Genomic DNA, 18,919 nt, shown 5'->3' with positions numbered 1-18,919 from the left:
GCGCCTGCCGTGCGGTGACACTGGCCGCCGGAGGAGGTGACCGGCCGTGATCTTCAGCAAGCCGTACGCCATCCGCGAGGCGCTCGAACAGACCGTCGCCCACCACGCATGGCTCAAGGAGCATGCCGGACCGCTGCGGATCCCGTCGATCGTGACCGTTCACTCGGACCAGATCGACTTCGTCCTGGTCGAGGGCCGCCACGCCCTCGTCGCCGACGCTCCGGCCGTGGCCACCGACCTCGGCTGTGCCCATGCCGCAGCCTGGAAGAGCGATCTGCACCGTGCGATCCTGACCGCCGCACATCCGCTGCCCGGTGGCCGGAAGCTGTCCGACTTCGTCGCTCCGCGTATCGCAGCTCTCCGCAGACACCGTGATGCTGGGCTGGTCAGCGCCCAACAGGTCGCTGACGTGCAGTCGCTCCTGGCGATCAACGGTGCCACCCCGGTCGCCTTCTACAAGGACACCAATCCGCGCAACGTCCTCATCACCGCTGAAGGCCCCGTCATGGTGGACTTCGACAGTCTGACTCTGGCGCCGTTCGGCTACGACCTTGCCAAGCTGCTGGTCACCCTGGCCATGACGCACGGCCCTCTCCCGCTCGAGATCTTCACGACCTCCCTGGCTCGTTACAACGAGCCGCTCATCGCTGCCGGCCTGCCGCCGGTCTCCATCGACCAGTTCCTCGCTCATGCGGAACTGCATCACCTGCTCACCCTGCCCTATCTCGGTAAGGGCGGTTACCGGTATCCGTGGCCGAGCGTCCGTCCCCTCTCGGAGGATCTGAAGTGATCTCCACCGAACTGATCTTCATCCGGCACGGCGAGGCACAATGCAACGCGGACGGCGTCGTCGGTGGCCCGCGTACCTGCACGGGACTGACCGACCTCGGTCGCACGCAGATGACGCTGACCGCCGCGCGCCTCCTCTCCGAACACGAGACGAACCCGTTCACCCGCGTGTACGCCGGACCTCGTCAGCGGCTTCGGGAGAGCGGCCGCATCCTGGCCGACGCCGTCGGCCTGCCGCTGATCAACAGTCATGCGCTGGACGGCCCCGTCCACGGCGATGCCGACGGCAAACCCTGGCACGAGGTGAAGACCGCGTTCCAGGGAGGCCCGCACGCTCATCCTGATCAACCGTGGGCGCCGGGCTCCGACACCTGGAACGGCTACCTCAAACGCGCCGGCGCGGTCCTGGCCGATCTCATCCGAAACCATCAGGGAGAACGCGTCCTGTTCGCCGCCCACGGCGAAACCGTGCTCGCCGCGCACGCGCTCCTGCTCGATCTACGCCCCGGCCTGACGACCAGCTTCACCGTCGACCATGCCTCGATCACCCACTGGCAGCTGCACCGCAGCCGGTTCGGTGTCGAGCGATGGATGCTGCTCTGCCACAACGACACCGCCCACCTGCATGAGTCGGCCGGCTCATGAGCAGCACCGATCGCGACCCGCTGGCTCTGGCCCGCCGCCATCTCGGCCCCGTCACGGCGCTTCCGTGTCCCGACCTGCCGTCGCACCTCCGGCTCCTCGCCGCGGACGACGGACAGCGCTACATGCTCAAGCGCCACACCGCACACGAACGGTTCCACGCGGAGGCCCACGCCTACTCCACCTGGGTCCCGTCCCTGGGTGATCACGCCCCGTCCCTGATCCACGCCGATCGGGACAGCCTCTCGTTACTGCTGACCGTCATACCGGGGCAACGCGCTACGCAACTGATCGAGGGTTCCCCCGCCGAACAGCAGGCTCATCGCAGCGCGGGTCGCGTCCTCCGGATGCTCCACCAAGTCCCGCCAGGCCCGCACACCGACACCGATGTTCCTGCCTACCTCGCCGAACGCGTGCGCTGGTGGGCCGCCCGCGCGCACTCGGCCGCCCTCATCACCGCCTCCGAACTGCGCGTTCTGCACGCCTGGGCGGACCAAATGGCCACCGAAACGCTGGAGACCAGCGTCTGCCACCTGGACTACCAACCGCGGAACTGGATCGTCAGAGCGGACGGACGGATCGGCGTCCTCGATTTCGAGCACACCCGCCTGAATGCGCGCATCCGCGACTTCAGCCGCCTTGAACACCGCTACTGGCGGCGGAACCCGAGGCTTCGGACAGCATTCTTCGACGGCTACGGCCACTCTCTCGATTCCGCCGAGGAGCAACTTCTGGAGCGTTTCCGCCTCAAGGAAGCCGTGACCGCGCTGGTACGCGGTCACGAGACAGGCAACGCGGAACTGCTGGCCCATGGCCGGGCTCTGATCTCCGACCTCCACCGACCCCACCAGAGGACCACCATGACGACCCCTGTCCTTCCGAACAACGCACACACGCCGCTTCCCCGGCGGGCCGTCGTCACCGGCGCAGCCGGATTCATCGGCTCGCACCTCTGCCAGGCATTGCTCGAACGGGGCGTGACCGTGATCGGCGTGGACCGCCGCGACCCGTGCAAAGACCTCGGCGCCGCGCAGAACCTCGCCGAGTTTCGCGGCCATCCGGCGTTCGTCTTCGCCGCCGGCGACCTGCGCACCTGCGCCATCGAACCCCTTCTGCTGGACGCCGACGTCGTCTTCCACCTGGCCGGCGTCCCCGGTGTCCAACCCTCATGGGGTGCGGACTTCGACGACTACGTCGCCTCCAATATCTCAGCCACTCAACGGCTCATGCACGCGGTCACGAGGCTGCGCATCCCACGCCTCGTCGTAGCCTCCTCTTCCAGCGTTTATGGCTCGACCTGCGGCCGACCGAGCACCGAAACGGATCACCCGCGTCCCGCCTCCCCGTACGCGGTGACCAAACTCGCGGAGGAACAACTCTGCCTGGCGCACGCGGCCCGCTCCGACTGTGAGACCACTGTGGTGGCTTTGCGGTACTTCACCGTCTACGGCCCTCGCCAGCGGGAGGACATGTTCGTCCAGCGACTCCTCACCGCCGCCACGACTGGTCTGACCCTGCAGATCTATGGAGACGGCAGCCAGCGCCGGGATTTCACCTACATCGACGACGCCATCACCGCGACCATCGCGGCCGGAACCGTCCACCTGCCGAACAGCGTGATCAACGTCGGAGCCGGCGGCACGACGAGCCTCAACGAGGTCGTCGAACACGCTCGCAAGATCACCGGCCGTGCGATCGACCTCCACTCAACCATCGCGCGGAGCGGCGATGTCCCCGCTACCTGGGCGGACCCGTCCTCCGCGCGTCAACTCCTCGGCTGGGCTCCGACCACCGATCTGCTGACTGGCATGGCCGCGCAACTCGAATGGCTGGCCTCCATTCCCGGCCGCTCGCCTGTCGCAGCAGAGACTGTCTGATGCTCCATATCGTCTAGTGTGCGCAAACCGACGATGACGCGCAGATCATCATCTTGGCGCCCGCTCGGGCGACTGCCCAGAGCTCTGGTTCACCTTGTCGGTTCACCCCTGGGTCTGTCAGCGAGCGTATGGACTTCAGGCGGCTCCATGAAGCGTGCCCACAGAGGGCGCGTTGCTTAGATAAATGTCTAACTTGACGAGCTTCTAATCAGCGTGGCATTGTGGCGATTGCTTAGACATCCATCTAATTCTTGCGGATGTGGCGGTTCACCGCCGTACCCGCTCTGAGGGGAAACACGATGACGAAGCAAGTCGGCGGTTTCATCGGCAACCTGGAAGAGGCGTTCAACCCGGCTGCGGCCGGAGGGTGCTGTGGGGCGCCCATTCCGGCGTCCGCCCTGGCAGAGGCGGGCGACGTGGAAGCCACGGGCTGTTGTGGCAGCCCAACAGCTGCCGTCGAGGCTGCCCAGGCAGGGTGCTGCGGCCAGGCACCCGCCGGCGCGCAGGTCACCAGCAACAGCTCCACCGGCTGCTGCGGATGACCTCCACTCCGACGGCGGCAGCCAGTGCCCGAGTGGAAGCGGGCCTGACGGCCGCCTTAGCCTCGGTGTCCGCGACGCGGATGCTGACCACCGTGCGAGAGTTGGCCGGCGACCGCTATGCCGGACGGCGGGTCGGCACACCCGGTGGTCGGGCCGCCGCTGACTGGCTGGCCGCGCGGCTGCGCGAACTCGACGCCGAAGTCGAAGTCGACGGCTTCCCTGTTACGAGTGTGCGCGAGCTGTACGCCACGCCCCTGCTGCAGTGGCACTCCGGTGGGCAAGTACGGCGCCTGGAGCACCGCCGGGATTTCGTGGAGCACCTCGCCTCAGCCGAACGGTCGACCCCGCGCACTGCGTCATTGGCTTCCCACCTTGCCGCCGAGGGCGACTTGCGAGACCGATGGGTACTGGCCGAGGCCGGTGATTGGGCGCGGGCCTGCAAGCTGGCCGAGGCCCAGGGTGCGGCGGGGGTGCTTACCGCGCGGGGTAGCGATGCCGAGGGCTGGATGCCCAAGATGATCGCCGGGCCACCCGTCCGGAAAGTACCGATCCTGGCTCTGCGCACAGAGATGCACCGGGAGCTGGCCGAGGCGTTGGCCGGAGGCCCGGTGCAGGTGACGGCGTCACTGCCTCTGCGGCAGGTCGCGGCCGAAGGGCTCAACGTGTACGCCCGTTTCCCCGGAACCGGAGGTGGGCCGCGGGTACTGCTGACCGCGCACTACGACGGCGTGGGCGACGACCCGGCCCGGCGGCTCCCCGCCGCCGCCGACAACGCCTCCGGCGTGGCCGCGGTGCTCGAGGCGGCCTGTGTCCTGACGGCGAACTCGGTCGCCGCACCGGCTGAGTTGTCGGTGGCGTTCCTGGACGCCGAGGAGGCAGGCGCGTGGGGCTCGGCCCACCATGCCGCCACGGTGCCGCCGGACACGCTGGTGCTCAACCTGGACGGGGCGGCGCAGTTGCACCAAGCCGCCTCCGTCGAGGCGGGCGGGCCGGCACATGCCCTGCTCGCGACTCTGGACCAGGCGGCGCGGCTGACCGGAGTGCCGTTGCGGGCCGGCGCCATGGCTTCCGACAACCGCCGCTACGCCGCGGCGGGCCTGGCCGCGGTCGGCATCGGCATGGGCATGCCCGGCTACCAGACCCCAGCCGAGACACCCGACCGCGTACAACCGGACACCCTGCTGGCCGCGGCCCGCCTGCTGGTGGCCACTGTTGGACTGCTGGACAGGCCATGATGGCTATGTCCAGCGTCCAGGAGTGACCGCCGTTCACCGTCGACCAGGCGCTGGTGGCCGGGGCGAGGGTTGAGCAACGGTCTTCTGGCGACGATCGGCCAGGGCTGCCGGGCACGGCGCTCCGTCGCCTGAAGAAGAAGTCCTCAGCCGGAGCTCTCTCCTGCGAGAGCGGCCAGTTTGAACGCCGCAGCTGGATCGATGCCCAACTCGGCGGCTGCCGCCAAGACGGCGTCGGCCGGGTTGATGTGCTGTGGCAGGTGCCGAGAGGTTGCGGCGAGCAGCTGAGCCGGAATGTCAGGCGCCAGTCCGAAATCTGCGGCGATGGCACGTACGGCCAGGGTGACGGAGCAGACCCCGGTCTCGGGCAGATCGAGCTGGACGTCGCGCGCGGCCTCCCAGTCTCCGGCCAGGGCTGCCACGACGGAGCGTGCCTGTTCGTATCCGGTCGCCAGCAGGAAGGTCGGGGCCCGACCATAGCTCTTCATGCCGATGGCGTAGTAGCCGGGTTCGGGGTGGGCCAGTTCGTCCACACCATGTGGACGAACGGTGCCGCAGGAGTGGTCGTTCGGGTCGATGAGCGGAGCGAGCAGGCGGGTCGTGCCTAGGATCGGGTCCAGATCCAGGCGGAGTTCGCCGGCGATGGAGTGGTCAGGCCGGTAGCCGGTGGCCGCCACAATGTTGTCCGCCGCGATGGCCCACTCGGAGCCGTCTTCTCGGCGGGCGATCAACTCCACTCCCGCGCCGCCCGGCAGCGTCCTCAGGGCCCGGGTTTTGAAGCCGGCGGCGAGTTCCACCACGCCTTTGTCGACGAGCAAGCGGAGGCCGGAGCCCAGGCTGCCGCGGGCGGGCAAGGCGTCGTCATCTCCACCGCCGTACGCGCGATCCGGGGCGTCGGCGCGGATGGCCCAGGTCAGGCGAGTGCCCGGCTCTTGTTCGGCGAGCTCGGCCAGGGCGAGGAGCGTGGTCGCAGCCGAGTGGCCGGCGCCGACGATGACGGTGTGCTTTCCGGCGTACCTGGAACGGCCGGCACCGAAGACGTCGGGCAGTGCGTGATCGATCCAGGCCGCCGCCTCGGGCTCGCCGTGGGCGGGTAGACCGTTGGCTCCTAGGACGTTGGGGTTCGTCCAGGTGCCGGAGGCGTCGATGACCGCCGCTGCGGTGATCTCGTCGCCGTTGGCGAGTCGGATGACGAAGGGCGCTTGGTCGCGCGCGGCTGTGCGCATGCGATCTGTGTCGAGGCGGCTGATCGCGGTGACGCGTGAGCGGTAGCGCAGGTGAGGAGCGATCGCGGGCGAATCGGCCAAGGGCTGCAGGTACTGGTCGACGAGTTGGGCTCCGGTCGGTAGCTCGTCTGGGTCGGGCGCGTTCCAGCCTGTGTCGTCGAGGAGACGGCGCGCGGCAGGGTCGGTGTTGTAGCGCCAGGGGCTGAACAGGCGTACATGTCCCCACTGACGGACTGAGTGACCGGGGCCGACACCTGCTTCGAGAACGACGAAGGGCCGCCGGCGCTCGGCCAGGTGGGCAGCCGCCGCCAGCCCTACGGAGCCGGCGCCGATCACTGCGACGGGCAGATTGGCGGTCATCGGGTGACTTTCCTTCCGAGATGAGTGGTTCGGCGTAGCGGGATCACGGCGAGGCCGGTGACGGCGTACATGACCAGGCCGTACGCCAGGACGGTGAGGCTGACACGGGTCGCGTCAGCGGACAGTCCGGCAATCAGGAGGGCAAGGGAGAGATTGCGAACGGTGGTGGTCATGGCGACTGCTCGCCGTGCCGCAGCCGCGCCCAAGCCAGGAGCCGTATAGGCGACCAGGCACACCACCGTCAGCAGCAAGAAGATGGCCCAGCCGGAGCCCGGAATCCCGGCCAACTGATCGGCTGTGGTGAAGAGGATGTAGAGCGTCGATGAGATCAGCAGCACGTCGGCCACACGCCTGCTGACCCGTTGGACGGCGTCGGCCCACAAGGGCCGGCCGGCCCGTAGCCACATGCCGGCGCCGATCGGGATCACCTGGGCCACCAGCACGGCGATCACCTGGAAACTCGCCGAGCCGGTGAGGGGAACGCCTGCGTAGGGGGCGGCCAGGCTCCACGCAGGCACAGCGGCCAGGCCGAGCACACCCAGGGCGCCCTGCAGGCTCACCCCCAGGGCGAGATCGCCTTTCGCGTGGTACGTGAGGAGCACTCCTGTGCCCCCTCCGGGCGCGGCGGCGGCCAGGATCACGCCGTACGCGATGGGTCCCTCCAACTCCAGGAGGCGAACCAGCAGAACCGCGAGCGCTGGTACGGCCACGACAACCACCGCCGTGGCCACCACCAAAGCGAGCGGCCGGCGTAGCAATGCCGCGACCCCTGCCACCGTCAACGAGGTTCCGGCGGTGAGCATGGTCGCCACAAGCAACGCGACCAAGGCCAGCGTGATCACAGGCGACGCCATGTCACAGGCCGTAGACGGCCAGGCCCTTGCTCGCGTACGCCGCGATCGGGGCGGCGATGTATTCGGCGTCGCGGTGTACGCCGCGCAGGGTGTTGGAGGCAAAGGAGCGCTGGAACTCCAGCCCGACGTAGCCGAGGCCGAGATGCGTCGTGGAGATGCCGCCGCTGTGCAGAGGCATGCCGGTCTCGTCCAGACAGCCGAGAGATCGCAGGTAGTCCAGGTGGGGACGGTAGCCGGTGGCGTAGATGACCGTGTCCATGCGCTCGCGGGCTCCGTCGGCCCATACGACGTGGTCGCCGTCGAAGGCGGTGAACATGGGGCGGCGGTCCATGCGCCCCGCGGCGAGGGCGGCGGCGTAGTCGCCGGTGTCCAGCACCAGAGTGCCGGTGGCGACGCGGGCCAGCCATTGCGGCGGCAAGAAGTCAAAGCCGGTGGTGTCGTGCCAGAAGTGCACGTCCTTGCCGCCGATGAGCTGCGGCATGAACTGGATCGGCTGTCGTGTGGCGAGGGTGACGGTGGCGACCTCGGCCAGCTCGTAGCCGACCTGAACGGCGGAGTTGCCGGCGCCCACCACGATCACGCGTTGCCCGGCGTAGTGCTTGGGATTGCGGTAGTCGGCGACGTGCAGGGCCTGGCCGGTGAAGTTGTCCTGTCGGGGCACGTCGGGGATGTAGGGGTTGCCGAACGAGCCCGAGGCCGCCACGACCCCCATGGCGTGCATCGTTTCGCCACTGGTGGGATGGACCAGGAAGCCGCCGGCGCCGTCGGCCTCGACGGAAGCGACGCGGACGCCGGTGCGGATCTCTACGTCCAGGGTGTCGGCGTAGCGCCGGAGGTAGGCGACGACTTCGTCGCGGGTGGGGTATCCGTCCGGATCGCCCGGGAAGTTCATGCCCGGCATGGCGCTGTAACGGGCGGGCGAGAAGAGGGTGAGGCTGTCGTAGTAATCGGCCCAGGAGCCGGTGGGCTGGTCACCCGCTTCCAGGATGACCGGGGTAATGCCGCGGTCGCGGAGTGCGCGGGCCACGCTGAGGCCGGACTGTCCGGCGCCGATGACGATCGTGTCCATGCCGCCGGATCATATCGTCATATCCAGAAAGCACAATATGATGGGCTTGGGGTGATGCTATGACCATGGATGGGATCGAGCTGAGCGATGCGGCGCGTGGCTTCCTCAAGGCGATGGCCAGCGAGACGCGCCAGCAGATCATGGAACTGTTCGTCGGAGGCGTCGAGCTGACCGTCAACGAGGTCGCCGAACGCATGTCGCTGGCCCAGTCGGCGACCTCGACCCATTTGGCGACGTTGCGCGACGGCGGGGTGCTCGCCTCGCGGCGCGAGTGGAAGACCGTCTACTACCGCGCCGACTCGGCCCGTATCAGCAAGGCGCTGTCCGACCTCCAGGCCACCCTGAACGCCTGCTGCCCACCGGACGACGCACCCGCCGCCGGCTGCTGCTGATCAGGACGTCGCCCGCCTGCGCCGGACCGCGCGGACGATCAGTGGGAGGCCGATCGCGCCGGGCAGCAACCAATAGCTCCAGTACGGAAGTCGCTCCCACAGCGGCAGATTCGCACCGTTGTCGACATAGAAGCCGGTCAGTAGCCCGATGTAGGAGAGTCCCATCCCGGCGATGTGCACCGCCTGATGGCGACGCCGGTTGAGGTAACCGATCAGTGCTGCGGCGACGGTGAACGATCCGACGGCGAACAGATGGGCGTTCTCCCGCCAGCGGATCATCGACATGATCGTCAACGTGGCGAACAGCACGACCAATCCCCACACGTAGATGCGCCCGAACCGCAGATGCCGTGGTCCGCCCTTGCGTGACAGGGCGGCCACGGCCCCGCAGGTCACGCAGGTCAGTCCCGCCAGCACGTGGACGCTTAGTGCGGCCAAGAAGAGCGGTCCGGCATCGGGAACCGGCAGCCCCAGAACGTCCACCGCCCGCCTCCATACGTAGTGATGCTATATATCGCGACGCTACTTCAGGAGTTGTCCGCTGGATAGCCCCGATATAGCGTTACTACCTATGAGGGCAGAGGCGCTCAAAGGTCACCTCGATGGCCTATTGCTGGCCGCGCTGGAAGACGGGCCGCGGCACGGCTACGCGGTCAAGGAAGCCCTCCGCGATGCCACCGAGGGCCGCATCGACCTGCCCACCGGCACCGTGTATCCGGCGTTGCACCGACTTGAGCGAGCCGGGCTGATCACCGGCAGTTGGTCGGTCGTCGGCGGACGCCGCCGACGCAGCTACGAGCTGACCACCGACGGCCGTGCCGCACTCGGCGGCGAGCGGGCCAACTGGCAGGAGTTCGCTACGGCGATCACCGCGGCGCTGAGGGCACGGCCATGGCCGTCCACCGGCTGATCAGCGCCGAACTGGACGTGCTCGCACAATGGCTGCCGCCCCAAGCCGTCGAGGAGCTCGCCGACGGCCTGACCGAAGCCTACGAACAGCACCTACAGGAGCTCGACGACCCCGAAGCTGCCGCGCGCGCGGCCATCACCGAATTCGGCGACGCTGATACGGTCACCGCCGCCTTCATCCGTCAAGCACCCTGGCGGCGGGCAGCACAAACCCTCCTCGCCACCGGCCCGATCATGGGCGCCGTCTGGGGGACGACGCTGGTGGCGGTACAGGCATGGACGTGGTCGTTGCCCTCCCCCGCCAAGATCCTTTACGGAACGGCCCTCGCCGCCATCGCCTGTCTGCTGCTCCATGTGATCCGCGAAAGACGCGCCTATCGGCGGGCACGCGCATACACCGTTGGCGCAGCGGTCGGCCTGATCGTCCTGGACGGCCTGACGCTGGCCGCGCTCGCCCTCCTCGCGCCGGCCCCGATCTGGCCGATGGCCGTCGCCGTGGCCGCGAGCCTGGGCCGGATCCTTCTCACCATCCGCACCCTTCCTGTCGTGCTCTCGCCCACCTAACCGTTCGGAGTCCATAAGGTGCCCGATTAGACCGTTCTCTAATTTGACATCCGTCTAATCGTGCACCAATCTAGGGTCTACTTAGACGAACTTCCAATCAGGAGGGTCCGGTGCTTACGCTTCTCCGCCGCATGCGCTCAACCACGATCACGTTCGACGAGAGGCGTGGCGACGTGTGCGACTCCGCGTGTCGTGCGACAGCGCTGGTCGACCGTGCCCGTACCTCCAGTCTGATGGCCCGCTGAGACAGAGAAGAGAATCGATCATGAGTGAATGCTGTGGCTCCGCGGCCGTGGAGATCGAGCAGTTCGCGCCCCGCACGGGCCTTCCGGTGGTCGTGATCGGCGCTGGGCCGGTGGGGCTGGCCGCCGCCGCGCACCTGGCCGAGCGCGGCTTGGATTTCCTGGTTCTGGAGGCGGGCGAGCAGGCGGGTGCGTCGATCGCGCAGTGGGGGCACGTACGGCTGTTCAGCCCGTGGAAGTACGACATCGACGCCGCCGCCCGCCGGCTCCTGGAGGCCGAGGGGTGGACGGCGCCTGACCCCGACTGGCTGCCGACCGGCGCCGAGCTCATCTCGGACTATCTGGAGCCGCTGGCCAAGCTGTTCGGCGACCGGGTGCGTACCGGCGTGAAGGTGACGGCGGTCAGCCGTCTCGGATACGACCGGGTCCGCACTACGGGCCGTGAGCAGGCGCCGTTCCTGATCCGCCTTGACGACGGCACCGAGCTGCAGGCGCGCACGATCATTGACGCCTCCGGCACCTACGCCAGCCCCAACGTGCTCGGGGCCAGCGGCCTGCCCGCTCACGGTGAGCACACGGTCGCCGAGCTGATCGACCATGCCCTGCCTGATGTGCTCGGCAGCGACCGCGACCGCTACGAAGGCAGGCACGTCCTCGTCGTCGGGGCCGGCCACTCGGCCGCCACCACCCTGCTCGCCCTCGCCCAACTGGAGAACACCCCGGTCACCTGGGCCATCCGCGCAGCTTCCGCCAGCCGCACCTACGGAGGCGGCGACGCCGACGCCCTGCCGGCGCGTGGCGCGCTTGGCACCCGGCTGCACGCCCTGGTCACCTCCGGCCGCATCCGCCTGCTGACCGGTTTCTTCACCCACCGGGTGCAGCGCACGGACGCGGGTGTGGAGGTGATCAGCCGTGATCCCTCCGGCCACGAGCAGACGGTTATCGCCGATCGCATCGTGTCCGCGACCGGCTACCGGCCCGACCACTCCATCGCCTCCGAGCTGCGCCTGGACCTGGATCCCGTCCTCGGCTCCACCCGCGCCCTGGCCCCGCTGATCGACCCCAACCAGCACTCCTGCGGCACGGTCCCCGCGCACGGCGTCGACGAGCTGTCCCATCCGGAGCCCGGTTACTACGCCATCGGCGTCAAGAGCTACGGCCGCGCCCCGACCTTCCTCATGGCGACCGGCTACGAGCAGGCCCGCTCGGTCGTGGCGGCGGTGGCCGGCGACTGGGAGGCCGCCCGCGACGTACAGCTCGACCTGCCCGAGACCGGCGTCTGCTCCTCCAATCTCGCCGAGGCCCAGGAGCAGCGAGTCGGCCTGGCCACCGGCATCAGCGGCGGCCTGCTGTCCACCCCGCTGCCGCTGGTTACGGTGCCGGCCTCCGAGGGCGGAAGCTGCTGCGGCTGACCCCGAAGGGATCGAACATGTCCGACGGATACCCGACCGCGGCGCAGAAGGAAGCGTTGCGGGTGATCTGCGATCAAGAGCCGGTGCCCGTAGAGCAGGTGGCCGAGCGTCTGCTGTCGGCCCGCAGGAGCAGCCCCAATCCCGGCTACGCACCGGCCATCGCGCGCATGGCCGGGACGCTGATCTGGCGGCTGCAGGCCCAAGGCTTCGTCACCGAGGCCGGCGTCGGTCGCTGGGCGACCACAGCAGACGGCCGCGATCTGATCGCCTGTTTGGGCCGGCGTTCGTGAGCGCTACGACTGAGACCTCCGCTACCGTCACCGGGAGCGGAGGCCGATCTCGGTTCACCCGCGGCTGGCGGATCGTCGCCGCTCTGGGCGTCACGCAGACCATCGGCTATGGCGTCCTGTACTACGCCTTCTCGGTGTTCCTCGCGCCAATGACGCGCGACCTGCGAGCCGGCGGAACGCAAGTCGCCACCGCCCTGACTCTGGCCGTGCTGACCACGGCGCTCTGCGCGCCGCTGGTCGGCCGGTGGCTGGACGCCCACGGCGGGCGCGCTCTGATGACGGCGGGCTCGGTGATCGGGACGCTCGCCGTCCTGGCCTGGTCCCAGGTGGACAACCTGACCCAGTTGTACGGGGTTTTCGTCGCCATCGGGGTCGCGTCGGCGATGGTGCTGTACGAGCCCGCGTTCGCCGTCATCGTCGCCTGGTTCGACGGCCCTGTGCATGGACCGGCCCGGGCCAACGCGCTGCTCGCGTTGACCATCGTGGCCGGGTTCGCCTCCTCCATCTTCCTGCCGCTGAGCGGCCTGCTGGTCGAGCACTACGGCTGGCGCCAGGCGCTGGTCCTGCTCGGCCTCGGATACGGGGTGCTCGCGATCCCGCTGCACGCTCTGGTGCTCACGCGCCGTACCCGGCACACCGCCACCGCCGTGAAGAGCGAAGCGCGCGCGGAGGTGGTGCGGGCGGCCGTACGGGCCAAGCCGTTCTGGCTGCTGGTGGCGGCCTTCACCGCACACGGCGGTGCGGTGGCCGTCATCGCCGTCCTCCTGGTGACCTACCTGGTCCACCTCGGTCACCAGCCCGTTTTCGCCGCCACCATCGCGGGGCTGCTCGGCATTCTGTCGGTGACCGGCCGCCTGGTCACCACCGGCCTGCGCCGCCGGTGGCCGGCCGCACCGGTCGCGGCGGCCGTCTTCGCGTTGCAAGGAGTGGGCGCGCTGCTCTTCCCCCTGGTCGGGGCGAGCGTGCCGGGCGCCGTCGGATGCGTGCTGCTGTTCGGCATCGGCTTCGGTGTCGGCACCATCACGCTGCCGCACCTGCTCGCCGAGCGCTACGGCACCGCCGCCTACGCCACCCTGTCCGGCCGGATCGCGCTGTTCTCGGTCGCCGACAAGGCCGCCGCCCCGCTCGGCGCGGTCGCGCTCGCCCAGGCGGCCGGTTACGGCTGGGTGCTCACCGCGGTGGCGGCAGCCTGTGGCCTGGCGGCGTTCGCACTCCTGGCCTACCATCGCGTATCGTTTAGACAATCATCGAAGCAGACGGTTTCGGCAGAACCGGATCAGGAGCCGCTGTCATGACCCCTCCCCTCACGCTCGCCGACAAGCCCGGCGCCGGCGCCTGCTGCGCTCCGATCGCCCGCGAGCCACTGGCCGAGCAAGAGGCGGCCGACCTGGCCGCCCTGCTCAAGGCGGTCGCCGACCCGGTGCGGCTGCGCCTGCTGTCGATGATCGGCTCGCACGCGGGCGGCGAGGCGTGCGTCTGCGACCTGACCGACGCCTTCGACCTGACCGCCCCGACCATCTCCCACCACCTCAAGGTGCTGCGGACCGCCGGGCTGATCGACGGCGAGCGGCGCGGCACCTGGGTCTACTACCGGATCATTCCCGAGGTGGTGAACAAGCTGGGCCGGCTGTTCGCCCCGCTGGCCGACCCCGTCCCCAGCACGCCTGCGGACATCCAACTCGTCAACGCATGATGCGAACTCCGCGGTCGACAGGTTGGCGCACTGCTCAGGGCGGGTGACGCATCGTGAGGGAGTGCGGAACGGCTTCTATCGCTCTGTGTTTGTGTGGGTCAGCACCGAGCCACTCAGCCGCTGTGCTTGTTCCTGTCTAGACTTAATCCTTCAGCGGATGGAGAATTGAGGGATGGCTCGCGGCTCACATAACGCTGGTCCTAACGCGATCGGATACCAGCACCAAACCTGGTGGGCACTGCTGGAGTTGCTTCGTTCTGGCCCGGAGAGACCAGACTCGGCCATCAGCCTTGAGCTCTACGATGACATTGCCTGGGACCAGGCCGGCACACCGACCGAACTGCTGCAGGTCAAGCATCATCAGGGTAATCACCGTGCCCTGACAGACCGGGCGACGGATGTGTGGAAAACACTGCAAGTATGGATGGACACTGCGCTTCCTGGCAATGTGGAAGGGCCAGCGCTGGCACTTGTCACCACACAGGTCGCCGCAGAGGGGTCCGCAATGGCGGCCTTGCGGGCCATCGGGCGCGATGAAGAGGCGGCGCTGGCTATACTTGAAGTCATTGCTGCGGAAAAAGGCTCCAAGGAGACGAGCGCAACCCGTCAGCAGTTCCTTGGGCTGACTCCCTCTGAGCGCCGTTCCTTTCTCCATCGCATTCGGGTGATCGACGGGTCTGTTCACATAGAGGACGTGAATGCAGCTGTACGTACCTGTCTTCGCTGGACTCTGCCGCTAGGGCACGAAGAACTCTTTCTATCCATGGTCTGGCAATGGTGGGACGGTCAAGCGCTGGCCCTATTGCAGAGGCGCTTAATCAGTCTTGATGTCGGGGCTGCGCATGCCGCCATCGATGATATTCGGGATCAGTTTGCACGAGCGAATTTGCCGACGCTTATCCACCTTGCCGAGGTCAACGAAGATGAGCTCAGGGAGCAGTACCGCACTCGCCCATTTGTTCAGCAGATGCAATGGGTGGCATTTCCGCCCAGAAACCTACAAAAAGCCATTGTAGATTACTATCGGGCGTACACCCAGGCAGTCCTATGGATGGACGAAGACCTGATCGGTATAGCGGAGTTGACTAGATTCGAACATGAGCTGGTTGACGAATGGGAAAGAGAGTTCGAATGGATGGTCGACAGCCTAGATGAAGACGCCGACGAGGCGGCAAAGCGAGCCGCAGGCAAGGAGCTCCTGCGGACGCTGCTGAACCAGACTGGAATCACCATCCGTTCCCGCTACAACGATCCCTTCTTCGCGCGAGGGCAGCGGCATATTCTGGCAGACTCGGGCACCATTGGTTGGCATGCCGACTTCAAGGCTCGAATCCAAGATCTGCTCAGCGTTCGTCTGTGAAGCCGAAGCGGTTGAACCATCAGGGGCGCCTATGAAAGAGGAACGTGGTTGACGGTATGGAGTGAGCGGTCTCCCATCGTGGCCGTGATGTTGAATCCCGCACTCCTAGCAGCGGTTCTTGGTACAGCAGCACAGGGCTACCAGAAAGAGTCCGACAGGGGCGTGCCATGGATGTTGTCCTTCGTCATCGCGCCGATGGTTCTGCATCGTGGGACGCGCAACGCGCTTCCTGCGACGACCACAACGCACTTGTCCACGTGGCTGTCGCGAAACCCGGTCCTGAGAGCGGGCTTCCCGCTGCGCGCACAGGGGCTGGTCGACCCTGTGCGGGAAGGCATCCGCTTCGGGCTAGCGCACAGCATCCTGCAACTTGAGGGAGAGAGGCTCCTCGCCCAAGCACGAAGGCGGCCTCGAGGGTTTCGGTCACCGCAAGATCTTGAGGAGATAATGCGTAAGGCGAACTTCGTGGGGCGCTGGCTGGCGAAGACAGACAGCCCAACCACCATCTTCGCGCTCCTCGGCGTGGCACCCTGATTCCTGTGCAGTTGCTCGCGATCGTCCTCTACAGCGCCACGGGCGCCAAGCGCATCCTGGACTTCAAACCGGGAGCGCTCAATGTCGTCACCGGTGAGTCCAAGACCGGCAAGAGCGCACTGCTCGATATCGTCGAGTACTGCCTTGGCCGCGACACCATGCAGATGCCTATCGGGCCCATCACGCAGACGGTTGCCTGGCATGCTGCCCTATTCGAGATCGGCGGAGGACGTGCCTTCGTCGCTCGACCCGCACCACGTCCTGGACGGAGTTCCACCCAGCGCGCAATGCTCCGCTTTGGCGCCGACCTGGAGCCGCTTGAGTTCGATGAGCTCCAAGCCGATATGGACTCCGCTTCGATCCGTGAGCAGTTGGGGCGCAGGATCGGTATCGAAGAGAACCGCCATGAGCCTCCGACTGGATCGGCGCGGAACGCTGTGGAAGCTCACCTGGGGCACGCCACACTCTTGTGCATGCAGCGGCAGAGTGAGATTGCCGATCGGAACCTGCTGTTCCATCGCCAGGGTGAACAAGGCATGGCACAGACGCTCAAAGACACCATCCCCTACTTCATAGGTGCAGTACCCCGCGACCAAGCCCTTCGGCGGGCTCAGCTGACCTCAGCTCGACGCGACTTGCGCGATGCTGAAGCGGCTTATCGGCGCGCTGAGGAAGCCAGCCACCTGGCCGGCGCGAGCCTGGCCGCACTATGGCGGGAGGCATATGCCCTTGGGATGGTCCAGTCGCCGGAACAACCCGAGCGTCTCATCGCAATCTCCGCACTGCAGACAGCGATCACAGCACCACAACCTTCACGGGAGGTGGATGGGGAGATCGCTGCCCGCGCGACCTTCCTGGAGCAGGATCGGGACAACCTGCGCGCCCAGATACGAGCTCTTACGGCAGAACGAGAGATCTTGCTACAGCAGGAGGCTACGGAAGCTGGCTTCGATGGCGCCATCCGGACGCAAACCGCGCGTCTTACTAGCTTGAACCTCTTGGGACTTGTGTCACAGCAGAATGGGGCAGATTCGTCCGAAGACTCTGCCGTTGACTGCCCCTTGTGCGGCAGTACTCTGGCCCAACCCGACCCTAGCGTCGCCGACCTTGACCGCAGCCTGAAAGCTCTTAACGCCCAGCTAGCGGGAGTCGACGCGGCTCGCCCAGCACGCCGCGCAGCACTTACGGCACTCGATGAACAAGCCTCAGTTCTTCGCTCTCGTCTTCGCTCCGTGGAGGCGGCACTTCGGTCATTGACGTCCAGCAGGTTCGCCACAGATCAGCTTCCACAAGACTCCCGGCATGACTTCACACGCGGCCGTATCCACGCCACACTGGCGGCTCTGCCAAGCGGTTCCGACGAAGAACTTGATCGCCTGAAGCTTCTCCAGGAGTTCGCTGCCGAACGCGTCCGCGCCTTGGAAGCCGAACTGGACCCAGCCGAAGAGCGTGAGCAATTGACCTCACGCCTTGTAACGATCAGCCGGGACATGACGGCTTGGGCAAACAGGCTCGAGCTGGAACACGGAGAGGGCAACGTACGGCTCGATCTGAGTCGGCTCACTGTTGTGGCTGACACCGCGCAGGGGCCAGCTCCGCTCTTCCGAATTGGAAGCGGCGAGAACTGGGTCGGTTACCACGTTGTGGCACACCTCGCCCTACATCGCTACTTTGTCCGTCAGAATCGGCCAGTTCCCCGCATGCTCATGCTCGACCAGCCTACGCAGGTCTGGTATCGATCAGAGGTCGACCAAGCCTCAGGAGCACTGCGTTCGGACAGTGATCGTGAAGCCGTGAGCAGACTTTTCAGACTGATCTATGACATCGTACGAGAGCTGGCTCCGGACATGCAGATCATCGTGTGTGATCACGCCAACCTTCCGGAAGAGTGGTTCCAGAACTCTGTGATGCATAACTGGCGCAACGGAGAAAAGCTAATTCCTCAAAACTGGATCGACGAGGCGGCGAATCGTTCTTAGCGCCTGTCAGCAACCGGGTTCCTGGTCCCAGGATCCAGGCGATCGGCAGGTACGACTATTGACTGGCGGGATGTGGGATCAGCTCGTCCAGCAGGTCGCGGACCATCAGGTCGATCATCTGGCACAGGTTGTGGACATCGTGCAGCGACTTGCCGCGGGTGTCGGAGAAGTCCCAGTTCAGATACCGCTTGCCGGGGTGGACGGGGCAGGCGTCCCCGCACCCCATGGACACGATCACGTCGGCGGCCAGAACGATCTCGTCGGTGAGCGGCTTGGGAAATTCGGTCGTCGTGGTGACCCCCATGAGGGCGAGCGCCTCGATCACGGTCGGCTCGATCTCGTGCGCGGGATGCGTGCCGGCCGTACGCACATGGACGCGTCCAGCCGCGTGGTGTTTCATCAGGGCCGCTGCCATCTGGGAGCGTCCGGCGTTGTGCGTGCAGACGAAGAGCACCTCGCACACCGGCTTGCCGATCGCGCCGCGACTCTGGGCGAGGGCGGTGAGGCGCGCTTCGGCCAGGCGATGGGTGAGGGTGAACAGGTGCTGGCGGACGCGGGCGCCGCGCGCGAGAGACTCGTACGACTCCGTCACGTACCGCTCGACGGTCTCCATCGAGAAGATCCCGGGGAAGTGGGGCAGCAGTTGCTGGGCGATCCGGCGCAGCAGCGCATCCGGCCGGCTCAGTTCCATCGGCGAACCTCCGGCGTGAAGGGCTCACACCGAGACGTACGGCCGTCATGGTGGAGCGCCTCGCAAGGCTTCATCGAAGCTCATCCCATCGACGTGAGGTTGAGAACGCGCTCTCAATATAGACAGATATCGATGCGATGCAAGCAACGCCCGACGCTGTGAGGTGGTCGAGTTCTGCGGACATTCCGCCGAGTTCCTGCTGGCAGGCCCCGATTGGCGCTTGCTCATAGACGTATGTCAATATGGAGGAGGACTTCGACAA

Annotated in this window: 19 protein-coding genes; 14 read left to right on the top strand and 5 right to left on the bottom strand. The window is 67.0% G+C overall.

Annotation, left to right across the window (positions count from 1 at the left end; genetic code table 11):
* Window positions 1–46: 46 nt before the first annotated feature.
* The 4 genes from ACGFIM_RS16775 (at window position 47) to ACGFIM_RS16760 (ending at window position 5,085) form a co-directional block, all read left to right on the top strand.
* Window positions 47–790, top strand: coding sequence for a phosphotransferase (locus ACGFIM_RS16775; protein ID WP_393200924.1), 744 nt, complete (start codon window positions 47–49; stop codon window positions 788–790).
* On the top strand, window positions 787–1,434 hold the full coding sequence (locus ACGFIM_RS16770; protein ID WP_393200922.1) for a histidine phosphatase family protein: 648 nt from the start codon (window positions 787–789) through the stop codon (window positions 1,432–1,434). The genes ACGFIM_RS16775 and ACGFIM_RS16770 overlap by 4 nt, the downstream gene beginning before the upstream one ends.
* Window positions 1,431–3,308 (top strand): NAD-dependent epimerase/dehydratase family protein, encoded by a 1,878-nt coding sequence (locus ACGFIM_RS16765; protein WP_393200920.1) that lies wholly within the window; start codon window positions 1,431–1,433, stop codon window positions 3,306–3,308. The genes ACGFIM_RS16770 and ACGFIM_RS16765 overlap by 4 nt, the downstream gene beginning before the upstream one ends.
* 622 nt (window positions 3,309–3,930) lie before the next feature.
* Window positions 3,931–5,085, top strand: coding sequence for a M28 family metallopeptidase (locus ACGFIM_RS16760; protein WP_393200918.1), 1,155 nt, complete (start codon window positions 3,931–3,933; stop codon window positions 5,083–5,085).
* 143 nt (window positions 5,086–5,228) lie between these two features.
* Here the strand turns inward: ACGFIM_RS16760 and ACGFIM_RS16755 are convergent, their stop codons facing one another.
* Genes ACGFIM_RS16755 through ACGFIM_RS16745 form a run of 3 tightly spaced genes read right to left on the bottom strand, consistent with a single transcriptional unit; the run spans window position 5,229 to window position 8,591 of the window.
* Window positions 5,229–6,668 (bottom strand): FAD-dependent oxidoreductase, encoded by a 1,440-nt coding sequence (locus tag ACGFIM_RS16755; RefSeq protein WP_393200916.1) that lies wholly within the window; start codon window positions 6,666–6,668, stop codon window positions 5,229–5,231.
* A complete protein-coding gene (locus ACGFIM_RS16750; protein WP_393200914.1) occupies window positions 6,665–7,510 on the bottom strand; it encodes a hypothetical protein in 846 nt (281 codons plus the stop codon). Before ACGFIM_RS16750 ends, ACGFIM_RS16755 begins: the two co-directional genes overlap by 4 nt.
* A 13-nt stretch (window positions 7,511–7,523) precedes the next feature.
* Window positions 7,524–8,591, bottom strand: coding sequence for a flavin-containing monooxygenase (locus ACGFIM_RS16745; RefSeq protein WP_393200912.1), 1,068 nt, complete (start codon window positions 8,589–8,591; stop codon window positions 7,524–7,526).
* A 59-nt stretch (window positions 8,592–8,650) separates the two neighbouring features.
* Between ACGFIM_RS16745 and ACGFIM_RS16740 the strand changes: the two genes are divergently transcribed.
* Window positions 8,651–8,983 carry an ArsR/SmtB family transcription factor gene (locus tag ACGFIM_RS16740; RefSeq protein WP_393200910.1) on the top strand — a complete coding sequence of 111 codons (333 nt, stop codon included), beginning with the start codon at window positions 8,651–8,653 and terminating at the stop codon, window positions 8,981–8,983.
* Here ACGFIM_RS16740 and ACGFIM_RS16735 read toward each other — a convergent pair whose 3' ends face one another.
* Window positions 8,984–9,466 (bottom strand): hypothetical protein, encoded by a 483-nt coding sequence (locus ACGFIM_RS16735; protein ID WP_393200908.1) that lies wholly within the window; start codon window positions 9,464–9,466, stop codon window positions 8,984–8,986.
* An 88-nt stretch (window positions 9,467–9,554) separates the two neighbouring features.
* Here ACGFIM_RS16735 and ACGFIM_RS16730 point away from each other — a divergent pair, with 88 nt between their 5' ends.
* The 9 genes from ACGFIM_RS16730 to ACGFIM_RS16690 all read left to right on the top strand — a co-directional run bounded on the left by ACGFIM_RS16730 (window position 9,555) and on the right by ACGFIM_RS16690 (window position 17,966).
* Complete coding sequence (locus ACGFIM_RS16730) at window positions 9,555–9,893, top strand: PadR family transcriptional regulator (RefSeq protein WP_393200906.1); 339 nt, start codon at window positions 9,555–9,557, stop codon at window positions 9,891–9,893.
* On the top strand, window positions 9,875–10,456 hold the full coding sequence (locus ACGFIM_RS16725) for a permease prefix domain 1-containing protein (RefSeq protein WP_393200904.1): 582 nt from the start codon (window positions 9,875–9,877) through the stop codon (window positions 10,454–10,456). The genes ACGFIM_RS16730 and ACGFIM_RS16725 overlap by 19 nt, the downstream gene beginning before the upstream one ends.
* A 265-nt stretch (window positions 10,457–10,721) precedes the next feature.
* Complete coding sequence (locus ACGFIM_RS16720) at window positions 10,722–12,110, top strand: FAD-dependent oxidoreductase (RefSeq protein WP_393200902.1); 1,389 nt, start codon at window positions 10,722–10,724, stop codon at window positions 12,108–12,110.
* A gap of 17 nt (window positions 12,111–12,127) precedes the next feature.
* Complete coding sequence (locus tag ACGFIM_RS16715) at window positions 12,128–12,400, top strand: hypothetical protein (protein ID WP_393200900.1); 273 nt, start codon at window positions 12,128–12,130, stop codon at window positions 12,398–12,400.
* On the top strand, window positions 12,397–13,695 hold the full coding sequence (locus ACGFIM_RS16710) for an MFS transporter (protein ID WP_393200898.1): 1,299 nt from the start codon (window positions 12,397–12,399) through the stop codon (window positions 13,693–13,695). The genes ACGFIM_RS16715 and ACGFIM_RS16710 overlap by 4 nt, the downstream gene beginning before the upstream one ends.
* Window positions 13,692–14,093 (top strand): ArsR/SmtB family transcription factor, encoded by a 402-nt coding sequence (locus ACGFIM_RS16705; protein WP_393200896.1) that lies wholly within the window; start codon window positions 13,692–13,694, stop codon window positions 14,091–14,093. The genes ACGFIM_RS16710 and ACGFIM_RS16705 overlap by 4 nt, the downstream gene beginning before the upstream one ends.
* A 172-nt stretch (window positions 14,094–14,265) precedes the next feature.
* Entirely contained in the window at window positions 14,266–15,453 is a 1,188-nt protein-coding gene (locus ACGFIM_RS16700) for an ABC-three component system protein (protein WP_393200894.1), read from the top strand.
* A gap of 48 nt (window positions 15,454–15,501) precedes the next feature.
* Window positions 15,502–15,987, top strand: coding sequence for a three component ABC system middle component (locus ACGFIM_RS16695; RefSeq protein WP_393200892.1), 486 nt, complete (start codon window positions 15,502–15,504; stop codon window positions 15,985–15,987).
* Between the two features lie 5 nt (window positions 15,988–15,992).
* On the top strand, window positions 15,993–17,966 hold the full coding sequence (locus tag ACGFIM_RS16690; protein ID WP_393200890.1) for a DUF3732 domain-containing protein: 1,974 nt from the start codon (window positions 15,993–15,995) through the stop codon (window positions 17,964–17,966).
* 55 nt (window positions 17,967–18,021) lie between these two features.
* On the opposite strand, the gene ACGFIM_RS16685 is transcribed toward ACGFIM_RS16690, so the two are convergent.
* Entirely contained in the window at window positions 18,022–18,657 is a 636-nt protein-coding gene (locus ACGFIM_RS16685; protein ID WP_393200888.1) for a low molecular weight phosphatase family protein, read from the bottom strand.
* Window positions 18,658–18,919: the final 262 nt, after the last annotated feature.

This window comes from Nonomuraea sp. NPDC049309 (assembly GCF_043196965.1).
Lineage (GTDB): Bacteria > Actinomycetota > Actinomycetes > Streptosporangiales > Streptosporangiaceae > Nonomuraea > Nonomuraea fastidiosa.
The sequence above is the reverse complement of the archived record's forward strand: the minus strand, read 5'-3'. Positions and strand labels throughout refer to the sequence as shown.

Coding starts and splice junctions, on each gene's coding strand:
- ACGFIM_RS16765 (WP_393200920.1), top strand. CDS start 1,431: ATGAGCAGCACCGATCGCGACCCGCTGGCTCTGGCCCGCCGCCATCTC.
- ACGFIM_RS16760 (WP_393200918.1), top strand. CDS start 3,931: ATGCTGACCACCGTGCGAGAGTTGGCCGGCGACCGCTATGCCGGACGG.
- ACGFIM_RS16755 (WP_393200916.1), bottom strand. CDS start 6,668: ATGACCGCCAATCTGCCCGTCGCAGTGATCGGCGCCGGCTCCGTAGGG.
- ACGFIM_RS16745 (WP_393200912.1), bottom strand. CDS start 8,591: ATGGACACGATCGTCATCGGCGCCGGACAGTCCGGCCTCAGCGTGGCC.
- ACGFIM_RS16740 (WP_393200910.1), top strand. CDS start 8,651: ATGACCATGGATGGGATCGAGCTGAGCGATGCGGCGCGTGGCTTCCTC.
- ACGFIM_RS16730 (WP_393200906.1), top strand. CDS start 9,555: ATGAGGGCAGAGGCGCTCAAAGGTCACCTCGATGGCCTATTGCTGGCC.
- ACGFIM_RS16725 (WP_393200904.1), top strand. CDS start 9,875: ATGGCCGTCCACCGGCTGATCAGCGCCGAACTGGACGTGCTCGCACAA.
- ACGFIM_RS16720 (WP_393200902.1), top strand. CDS start 10,722: ATGAGTGAATGCTGTGGCTCCGCGGCCGTGGAGATCGAGCAGTTCGCG.
- ACGFIM_RS16715 (WP_393200900.1), top strand. CDS start 12,128: ATGTCCGACGGATACCCGACCGCGGCGCAGAAGGAAGCGTTGCGGGTG.
- ACGFIM_RS16705 (WP_393200896.1), top strand. CDS start 13,692: ATGACCCCTCCCCTCACGCTCGCCGACAAGCCCGGCGCCGGCGCCTGC.
- ACGFIM_RS16700 (WP_393200894.1), top strand. CDS start 14,266: ATGGCTCGCGGCTCACATAACGCTGGTCCTAACGCGATCGGATACCAG.
- ACGFIM_RS16685 (WP_393200888.1), bottom strand. CDS start 18,657: ATGGAACTGAGCCGGCCGGATGCGCTGCTGCGCCGGATCGCCCAGCAA.